The following is a 7,488-nucleotide window of genomic DNA, read 5'->3' as shown; positions in this document are numbered from 1 at the left end:
GGCGCCGGGCCGCTGTTCTTGTTCACCGTGGAGCCGCTGTTCTTGTTCACCGGGGAACCGCCGGCGGTCCGCGGACGGACTACCTGCCGGACCGCCGATGGCAGTGCCAACGGCTCACGCCGTGACCAGCGTGACTAGTGCGAGTGACCGTGGCCGTGGCCCGAGTCGCCCGACTCGTCGTCGGCCGGCTTCTCGACGACCAGGGTCTCGGTCGTGAGCAGCAGCGACGCGATCGACGCGGCGTTCTCCAGCGCGGAGCGGGTGACCTTGACCGGGTCGATGACGCCGGCCTTCACCAGGTCGCCGTACTCGCCGGTGGCCGCGTTGAAACCGTGGCCCTTGTCGAGCTCGCTCACCTTGGCGGTGATGACGTAGCCCTCGAGGCCGGCGTTCTCGGCGATCCAGCGCAGCGGCTCGACCACGGCGCGGCGGACGACCGCGACACCAGTGGCCTCGTCGCCGGTCAGGCCCAGGCCGCCTTCGAGCACCTTGGAGGAGTGCACGAGCGCGGAGCCGCCACCGGAGACGATGCCTTCCTCGACCGCGGCACGGGTCGCGGAGATGGCGTCCTCCAGACGGTGCTTCTTCTCCTTGAGCTCGACCTCGGTGGCCGCGCCGACGGAGATGACGCACACGCCGCCGGCGAGCTTCGCGAGGCGCTCCTGGAGCTTCTCGCGGTCCCAGTCGGAGTCCGTGGACTCGATCTCGGACTTGATCTGGTTGATCCGGCCCTTGACGTCCTCGGAGCTGCCGCCACCGTCGACGATGGTGGTGTCGTCCTTGGTGATGGTGACGCGGCGGGCGGTGCCCAGTACGTCCAGCTCGGCCTGGTCGAGCTTGAGGCCGACCTCCTCGGCGATGACGGTGGCACCGGTGAGGGTGGCCATGTCCGCGAGCATCGCCTTGCGGCGGTCGCCGAAGCCCGGCGCCTTGACGGCGACGGCGTTGAACGTGCCGCGGATCTTGTTGACCACCAGGGTCGACAGGGCCTCGCCCTCGACGTCCTCGGCGATGATCAGCAGCGGCTTGGAGGCGCCGGCCTGGATGACCTTCTCCAGGAGCGGCAGCATGTCCTGGATCGAGCCGATCTTGCCCTGGTGGATCAGGATGTAGGGGTCCTCGAGGACGGCCTCCATACGCTCCTGGTCGGTCACCATGTACGGCGACAGGTAGCCCTTGTCGAAGGCCATGCCCTCGGTGAAGTCGAGCTCCAGGCCGAAGGTGTTGGACTCCTCGACAGTGATGACACCGTCCTTGCCGACCTTGTCCATCGCCTCCGCGATGAGCTCGCCGACCTGCTTGTCCTGGGCGGACAGACCGGCCACGGCCGCGATGTCCTCCTTGGAGTCGATCGGGCGGGCGGTCGCGAGAAGGTCCTCGGACACGGCCTTGACGGCCGCGTCGATGCCCTTCTTCAGCGAAGCCGGGGACGCGCCGGCCGCGACGTTGCGCAGACCCTCGCGCACCAGCGCCTGGGCGAGCACGGTCGCGGTGGTGGTGCCGTCGCCCGCGACGTCGTTGGTCTTGGTCGCGACCTCCTTGACCAGCTGCGCGCCAAGGTTCTCGAACGGGTCGTCGAGCTCCACCTCGCGGGCGATGGTGACGCCGTCGTTGGTGATGGTCGGTGCGCCGAACTTCTTGTCGATGACGACGTTGCGGCCCCTGGGGCCGATCGTCACCTTCACGGTGTCAGCAAGCTTGTTGACGCCGCGCTCAAGGGCGCGACGGGCGTCCTCGTCGAACTTCAGGATCTTCGCCATGGGTTGCTTCAAGTCCTCTCAAATGAACTACGCCCCGGGCGCCCGGTTGTTTAGGCACGGGAACCCGGGGCGCAGATCAAAAACTTTGGTGAATTACTTCTCGATGATCGCGAGAACGTCGCGAGCCGAGAGGACGAGGTACTCCTCGCCGTTGTACTTCACCTCGGTGCCGCCGTACTTGCTGTAGAGCACGACGTCACCTACGGCTACGTCGAGCGGAAGACGGTTGCCGTCCTCGAAGCGACCCGGACCAACCGCGAGGACGGAGCCCTCCTGGGGCTTCTCCTTAGCGGTGTCCGGGATGACCAGGCCTGAGGCCGTGGTCTGCTCGGCCTCGAGCGGCTGGACCACAATGCGGTCCTCAAGCGGCTTGATGGCAACCTTGGTGCTGGCGGTCGTCACGATCCGACCTCCCCCTTCAAAGGGCTCACGGGAAGTGTCTGTATGGGTGGCGACCTGGTAGGCCCGTCGTCGCGGGATGCCGAACCTGCCCGTCGCTGCGTTGGCACTCCCTGGTGGGGAGTGCCAGATTCGACACTAGGACTCTGTTAGCACTCAGTCAACTAGAGTGCCAATGTCCGAGCCGATTCGCCCCGCTCGGCGGAGCCTGTCGGCCCTCCCGCCGGGGTCCGCGCGGAGCCGCGCGGCGCAGGCGTGAGAGTCCGCCTCAGGGCCCGGACCCCAGTCGCCGCACGGCCCCCGGCCGTACGAGCCGCCGCCCCGGCCGCCCGACGACGCCGCCGGGCCGCGGCCCCGCGACAATGGCCGGGTGGATGTTGATGTTTTTCCCTCGCTGCTGACGGACGAAGGCCGGACCCTGCTCGACGGGCTGCGGGACTACGACCCCGCCGGCGAACTGGCGACCGCGACCCGGCTGCGCCGCGAGCACCCCGTCGCCCTGGTCTCCGCCGCCATCGGCCAGGCCCGGCTGCGGCAACGGGCCGTCCCGAAGTTCGGCGCGGAGGACGCGTACCGGATGTTCTTCACGTCCGACGGCGTCGAACAGGCCACCCGCACCTCCGTCGCGACCTACCGCGCCGAGCGGTTCGCGGCGCTGGGCGTACGGCGGCTGGCGGACCTGTGCTGCGGGATCGGCGGCGACGCGATCGCGCTGGCGCGCGCCGGAATCAAAGTGCTGGCCGTCGACCGCGACCCACTGACCTGCGCCGTCGCGCAGGCCAACGCCGAGGCCCTGGGCCTCGCGGACCTCATCGAGGTGCGCTGCGCGGACGTCGCCGGGATCGACGCCACCGGCTACGACGCCGTCTTCGTCGACCCGGCCCGGCGCAGCGGCCGTGGCCGGATCTTCGCCCCCGAGTCGTACTCCCCGCCGCTCTCCTGGGCGGTCGAGGCCGCCCGCAAGGCCCCGTACGCCGCGCTCAAGATCGCCCCGGGCATCCCGCACGAGGCGGTGCCGCCGGACGCGGAGGCGGAATGGATCTCGGACGCGGGGGGCGTGAAGGAAGCGGTGCTGTGGTTCGGGGCGGGGGCGAGGGAGGCCGGTACGGGGGCACTGGCGGCCGGCGCGGGAGCCAGCGGCACCGGTGGGCCTCGGCTCCAGCCCGGCGGCATGCGCGCCACGCTGCTCCCCGGCCCGCGCACCCTGCTCGGCGCGGGTCTGCCCGACCCGGCAGCCGGAGCGGTCGGGCGGTGGCTCTACGAGCCGGACGGCGCGGTCATCCGCGCGCACCTGGTCGCGGATGTCGCGGAGCGGGTCAACGGGCGGCTGATCGACCCGATGATCGCCTATGTGACGAGCGACGAGCTGATCCCGACGCCGTACGCCACCGCGTACGAGATCACCGACGTGCTGCCGTTCAACCTCAAGAAGCTCAAAGCCCTGATGCGCGAGCGCGGGGTCGGCATCGCGGTGATCAAGAAGCGCGGCTCCGCCATCGAGCCCGAGGAACTGCGCAAGAAGCTCAAGCTCAGCGGGAAGAAGACCTGCGTCATCTTCCTGACCCGGGTCGCGGACGCCCCCAGCATGCTGCTGGGCCGGACCGCTACGCCAGGTCCGTGAGGTCCTCGGCGTAGAAGGTGGTCAGCGGCTGCGGCCCCGCGTACTGCCGGCAGTTGCACTGTTCGCGGTGATGTGCGTCGCGAGCCGGAGTGTCAAGGGGGTGAGCCTGGGCCGTTGGCGGGCCGGCGGTGGGCTTCGGATCCGGCCTCGGTGCGGCTTCTGTCTGGTGATTCCGGCTGGTTCGGTACGAGAGGGGTTTGTGGCGGCGCCGGTCCGGCTTCTCGGCATGCCGCAGTGGGGGAGGTGCTGCGCCATGCCCGTCCGAGGAACGCGTAAAAGCGGTCGGGAAGAAACACTGCGTCGGCGATGACCATCGCGCCGGAGAAGAGGGGGAGGCCCATGAGGACCGCGATCCCCAGGTGCATGCCCAGGAGCATGGTCAGGACGACGTATTTGGCTCTGCTGAACAGGACGAAGGGGAGAGCCACCTGAAGCAGGACGGTCAGATAGCTCGCGATGACGACCAGCATCTGGTGGCGGTCCACCATGAGCGACAGCGCGGGCCACGGCCGGAACAGGCCGAGGTTCAGCACGTAGTGGAGCGCGGTCCCGTTGTCCCAGTAGCTGCCCTGCACCTTGTAGAGCCCTGCTGATCCGTAGAGGAGGCAGACCTGGGCCGCGATGACGAGCATGGCGCAGTTGTGCATCACTGTCGTCAGATGCTGCCGGGCAGAGCTGAGTTGGCTCAGCGAGTTGGATGTCCGCCGGTTCGTCGACGGCTGGCCGGCCTGGTCCGCGGAAACGCGGATCCGGACCCTGCGCGCATCGAGGGACCAGCGTCGGCCGCAGGCCGTGAAGCATAGGTACACGGCCATGAGGAGGATGAGGTTGTCTCCCCCGTCTGTCATGAAGATGGCGCGCGAGTGGAAGGAGGCCACCACGACAGCGAAGATCACGGACAGGACCCGGGTCCGCCAGCCCAGCATGTAGAGCGCGGAGGCCACCAGAGCCAGCGCGTAACAGGCCTCGAAGTACGGCCGACTGTCGGACAGGGTGAGGATGCTCGACCACCCCGTCTGGCTGAACAGCTCGGCCGCCAGGGCCGGGGTCCACGGGGAACCAGGCCCCCAGATTTCGTCGCGGTGCGGGAATTCCCGCAAGAGGAAGACGAGGTAGAGGAATCCGTACCCGATGCGCAATGCCGCGGCTGCGTAGGGGGAGACGACCCGCCCAGTCAGGGTGGTGCGGAGGGCACCGAGCTGTTCGAGCGCCCGCTGCCTGCTTGCGCCGGTTGTCCGCTGGGAACTCTGGCTTCGAGGGTGCGGGGCCCGTGGCTGGTGCTCAGTTGGCATGGGGAGTCACCTTCCACCACGGCAGGTACCGGGTGTTACCCGGAGTGGGGGCGGCTGCGGCGGGCTGGGAGCCGCTCGCTGCTTCGGGTGCCGCGATCGGCTGTGTGATCACGCGCAGCTGGATGGTCCCGAACGCGTCGTGCCGGTAGGCAGCTACGCGTTGTGCTGCGATGTTGCTCAGGTATTGCTGCATCATCCCGGCGCGCCTCGAGTGCGGCTGATCGTCGCCGCCGTGGAGTTCGAGGTACGAGGACCATGCTCGACGCAACATGTTCTGCTCTGTATGACTTGGGAAGATGCTGTGCTGGACGGCGGAATCGTCGATGGCAGTGAGGTCGAACCACTCGCTGACCTGCCCGGCGCCGCCCTGGGAGGTCCGCGCGGTCCTCGCCGAAATCTGATAGTTGACCGATTCGGGGTTTGGAGCGAAGAGCCGCCAGTTTTGTTCGAAGAGCGGGTATACCCAGGAATTGATTTGTTTGCTATAACGTTGCGAAATACTATTGGGAGGAGCCACGTGCAGAAATACGAGAAGTACGTGGACGAGGGATACCGTCAGACATAGCGTCACCACGGTACCGATTGCTGCTTTCAGCGGTCGCGGAAGTGCCAGAATGGACTCAGCCGCGACGGGTTCCTCGCCCGGAACCTGCGTGGCCGGCCTGCACTCAGTGGTCGTCGTGCCATCGACGAGTCCGCTGCTCAATTTCTTCACATCCATTAGCTCAATGTCTTTGGTGAAGTCACGCTCGGCGTCCTTCCCGTCGCGACTTACCGAATCCACTTCCCAGGTCCTTCCGCGCATTCGGGATCCGGCGCTCGCGGTCCGGCTCGTGGCATGTGCCACCAGCCGGACCGCGAGCGATTCAGCTAGGACTTCGCCGTCTCGCAGCCCGTGCCAGGCAGGGACTTCGCACGGTCGTGCTTGTCGCCGGTCTGGCAGTTCTCCTTGTGGTGGTCGCCGTGCTGGTTCCCGTGGTCGCCCTTGTGGTGGTCACCGTGGTCACCGTTGTGGTGGTCACCGTTGTGGTGGTCACCCTTGTGGTGGTCACCGTGGTCACCGTGGTCACCGTGGTCACCATGGTCACCGTGGTCGTGGTCGCCGTGGTCACCGTGGTCGTGGTCGCCGTGGTCACCGTGGTCGTGGTCGCCGTGGTCACCGTGGTCGTGGTCGCCGTGGTCACCGTGGTCGTGGTCGCCGTGGTCACCACCGTTTCCGCCACCCGTGGTGTTTCCAGTCAGGCCGCCACCCGTGGTGTTTCCAGTCAGGCCGCCACCCGTGGTGCTGCCTGTGGCGCCGCCGGTCGTGCCGCCGGTAAGGACTCCTCCGATCACACCTCCCAGGACCCCAGTGGTGGTGCCGCCCGCCGTGGTGTTGCCTGTGGGGCCGCCGGTCGTGCCGGTGGTCGTGCCCGCAGTTGTGCCGGTGGTGACGCCGCCGAGGACGCCTCCCAGCACACCCGTGGTCCCACCCGTGGTCCCGCCGGTGGTGCCGGTGGCGCACGTCGCGCGGGTGATCCGGTTGTTGTCCAGTGTCACCGAGCCGTTCCGTGCCAGCGCCCGGCCGTCGATGGTCGCTCCGGTGTTCGCGGAGATCGAGGTCAGGGCCAAGATGTTGCCGACGAAGGTGGAGTTCGTGCCGATCGTGGCGGAGCTACCGATCTGCCAAAAGACGTTGCACGGCGCAGCACCGTTGACCAGGAGCACGCGGCTGGCGGATGCCGTCGTCAGGGTCGATCCGACCTGGAAGATCCACACGGCGTTGGGGTCTCCGTGGGCGTCCAGCGTGAGCGTGCCGGTGAGGCCGATGGAGCTGGAGGCGTTGTAGACGCCGGGATTCAGCGTCTGGCCACCGAGGTCGCCGGAAATGCTGGCGTCCGGGGCCTGGCCGGCGGCGTTGTTGTACGCGGCGGTCAGGTCGGTCTGTGCCTGGAGGGCGGGGGCGTCCGCCGAGTGGATGGCTCCATTCACCTGGCCGGGCGGGAACCCGCTGACGGCCGTTCCCGGGCTTACCCCGAGGTCTCCGGTGACCACGGTCGGACCGGTGTTGGTGACCGACTGGCCTGCCAGAACCGCGTAGCTGTCGGCCGTACCAAGGGGGACGGCTGTCGCGATTGCGTGGGCCTGTACCGGCGTCAACGCCACTGCGGCAGCGGCGACCAGCACGGCCGTCACCAGCCAGATAGAAATGGCGCGCCATTGAAGCACGCCGCAGAAGTTCGGTTTCATCGAGGAGGCCTACTCTTGTAGGGAAATATTACGGTCTTCTTTTGCGACCCTTAACTGTTCGTTGATCGCCAGCCACTTGACGGGGGCATATTACAACGCCAAAAGGGCAGCGCGTGAAGGCTTGCGTATGGCCCGGCAGTGACCTTCAGTCGCAATTACGGGACATCACATAAGCACATGCACGGGC

6 protein-coding genes are annotated in these 7,488 nt (G+C 67.8%); 1 reads left to right on the top strand and 5 read right to left on the bottom strand.

Annotation, left to right across the window (positions count from 1 at the left end):
* Positions 1-134: 134 nt before the first annotated feature.
* Positions 135-1,760 (bottom strand): chaperonin GroEL, encoded by a 1,626-nt coding sequence (groL, locus tag QMK28_RS14290; protein WP_326437760.1) that lies wholly within the window; start codon positions 1,758-1,760, stop codon positions 135-137.
* Between the two features lie 93 nt (positions 1,761-1,853).
* Positions 1,854-2,162 carry a co-chaperone GroES gene (gene groES / locus QMK28_RS14285; RefSeq protein WP_326437758.1) on the bottom strand — a complete coding sequence of 103 codons (309 nt, stop codon included), beginning with the start codon at positions 2,160-2,162 and terminating at the stop codon, positions 1,854-1,856.
* 367 nt (positions 2,163-2,529) lie between these two features.
* On the opposite strand from groES, the gene QMK28_RS14280 reads away from it, so the two are divergent.
* On the top strand, positions 2,530-3,780 hold the full coding sequence (locus QMK28_RS14280; protein ID WP_326437756.1) for a class I SAM-dependent methyltransferase: 1,251 nt from the start codon (positions 2,530-2,532) through the stop codon (positions 3,778-3,780).
* A 92-nt stretch (positions 3,781-3,872) separates the two neighbouring features.
* Here the strand turns inward: QMK28_RS14280 and QMK28_RS14275 are convergent, their stop codons facing one another.
* From QMK28_RS14275 to QMK28_RS14265, 3 genes are all read right to left on the bottom strand, one after another.
* On the bottom strand, positions 3,873-5,072 hold the full coding sequence (locus tag QMK28_RS14275) for an HTTM domain-containing protein (protein WP_326437754.1): 1,200 nt from the start codon (positions 5,070-5,072) through the stop codon (positions 3,873-3,875).
* Positions 5,062-5,856 (bottom strand): DUF5819 family protein, encoded by a 795-nt coding sequence (locus tag QMK28_RS14270; protein ID WP_326437752.1) that lies wholly within the window; start codon positions 5,854-5,856, stop codon positions 5,062-5,064. Before QMK28_RS14270 ends, QMK28_RS14275 begins: the two co-directional genes overlap by 11 nt.
* A gap of 86 nt (positions 5,857-5,942) precedes the next feature.
* On the bottom strand, positions 5,943-7,301 hold the full coding sequence (locus QMK28_RS14265; RefSeq protein WP_326437751.1) for an ice-binding family protein: 1,359 nt from the start codon (positions 7,299-7,301) through the stop codon (positions 5,943-5,945).
* Positions 7,302-7,488 lie beyond the last annotated feature (187 nt).

It is taken from the genome of Streptomyces sp. H27-D2 (assembly GCF_035828615.1).
GTDB lineage: Bacteria > Actinomycetota > Actinomycetes > Streptomycetales > Streptomycetaceae > Streptomyces.
The sequence above is the reverse complement of the archived record's forward strand: the minus strand, read 5'-3'. Positions and strand labels throughout refer to the sequence as shown.